Source organism: Azospirillum formosense (assembly GCF_013340925.1).
Taxonomy (GTDB): Bacteria; Pseudomonadota; Alphaproteobacteria; order Azospirillales; family Azospirillaceae; genus Azospirillum; species Azospirillum formosense.
Genome location: NZ_WHOR01000465.1, coordinates 1 through 1911, shown reverse-complemented (window position 1 = coordinate 1911; position 1911 = coordinate 1). Strand labels below are relative to the sequence as shown.

The following is a 1911-nucleotide window of genomic DNA, read 5'->3' as shown; positions in this document are numbered from 1 at the left end:
GGGCGGGCGCTCGGCGCTGCCAGCGTCCGGGGCCTCCGGCGCCACCCTCTCCCGGGGCGGGGGAGGGGCGAGCGGCCGCCACCGCGGCCGGCCGGGCGGCGGCCATGATGGCGGCGATGGCGCCGGCCTGCGGGCAGTCGGCCATGTCCTCCAGCGCAAGCCGCAGCTTGCGGCGCCAGTTGGGGTACTGGTCCACCGTGCCGGGCAGGTTCACCTGCTCCAGCTCGGCGGTCAGGTCGTCCATCTGGACCATGGCGATGGCCGAGCCGGTGCGGGCGAGGAAGGCGTGCACCGCGTGGCCGAGCGCCTCGCTGTAGGGGCTGTCGGGGCCGAAGCTGGCGGGCAGCGGCAGGAAGGCGTCGGCGAGCGCCTCCAGCAGGCGGGCGCGCTCGGCCATGCGGCGGTCGCGCTGGCGCTCCGCCTCGCCTTCGGCGGGGTAGAGTCCGCGCTCCTCCTTCAGGGTGATGTCGTGCCCCTCCCACCAGCCGCGCAGCGTGGCGAGGTCGTGGCTGCCCACCGTGGCGAGCGCCGCATAGGGGTAGTCGTCGGGGCCGCGGAAACCGCCGTCCTCGGTCCATTCGAAGAACATCACCCGGTAGCTCAGGACACCCGCCTCCGCCATGCGCTCGCGGAATCCCTCGGGCACGGTGCCCAGATCCTCGCCGACGACGAGGCAACGGTTGCGCTGGCTCTCCAGGGCCAGGATTCCGAGGAGGTCGTCCATCGGGTAGGCGACGTAGGCCCCTTCGGAGGGCGGGTGCCCCTCCGGTATCCAGTAGACGTGCTGGAGCGCCATGGCGTGGTCGATGCGCAGCGCCCCGGCGTGGCGCATGTTGGCGCGCAGAAGCTCGATGAAGCGGGCGTAGCCGCCCTCGCGCAGCGCGTGGGGGTGGAAGGGCGGCAGGCCCCAGTCCTGGCCGGCCGGGTTGAACAGGTCGGGCGGGGCGCCGACATGGGCCTGCGCCACCACCACATGCGGGTCGGCCCAGGTCTCCGCCCCGCCGCTGTCCGCCCCGACGGCAAGGTCGCGGAAGAAGCCGACGGCCATCCCGCGCTCCCGCGCCCGCTCCGCCGCCGCCTGCAACTGGCTGTCGGCCAGCCATTGCAGCCAGACGAAGAAGTCGATGCGCTCCCGCCGCTCCTCGGCGAAGCGGCGGACGGCGGGGGAGGCGGCGTCCCGATACTCCTCCGGCCAGCGGCGCCAGTCGGGCGTGCCGTCCTTGGCGAAACGCTCGCGCAGGGCCTGGAAGGTGCAGAAGCGCTCCAGCCCCTCACCCAGCTCGGCCCGGAAGGCGGCGAGCGCCCGACGCCGCTCCTCGCTGCCTTCTTTCTGGAAATGGGCGAACAGCCGTTCCAGGGCCGGCAGCTTCAGAGCCGCCACGGCGGCGTAATCGACCAGCGGGGTGGCCTCCGCCGCCTGCACCCTATTCAGAAACTCCTCTTTCGCAATGAGGTCGCGGGTCTCGGCGCAGCCCATCAGCTCCGGCACCGCCAGCACATCGATGTAGAGCGGGTTGAGGAACAGCCGGCTGGCCGGGGAATAGGGGCTGGCCTGATCGGGCTGATCGAGGAACAGGGCGTGCAGCGGGTTCAGCCCGACGATGCCCGCCCCGCGCGCCGCCGCCATCTCCGCGACGCTGACGAGGTCGCCGAAGTCGCCGATCCCCCAATCCCCGGCGCAGCGCAGGGCGTAGAGCTGGACCGACAGGCCCCAGATCCGCTCGCCCATCTGGAGCGGGGCGGGGCGATGGCCGGCGGCGGGGGCGGCGATCACCGGCGTCTCCAGGCCCGGGTGCTCCGCCCGCCGGCCCTCCACCTCCACCCGCCGCCGCTGGTACCCCGGCCCCGCCGCCGCCCCGGCCTCGGGCCGGGCGCCCTCAACGCGCTCGCCCCCCGGGCCCCCCCTCCCGG

Annotated in this window: 1 protein-coding gene; it reads right to left on the bottom strand. The window is 74.4% G+C overall.

Annotated elements, in window-relative coordinates; all coding sequences use genetic code 11:
• The coding region (gene malQ / locus GBZ26_RS29020; RefSeq protein ID WP_247884951.1) for a 4-alpha-glucanotransferase at positions 1 to 1911 on the bottom strand (1911 nt) is incomplete at both ends.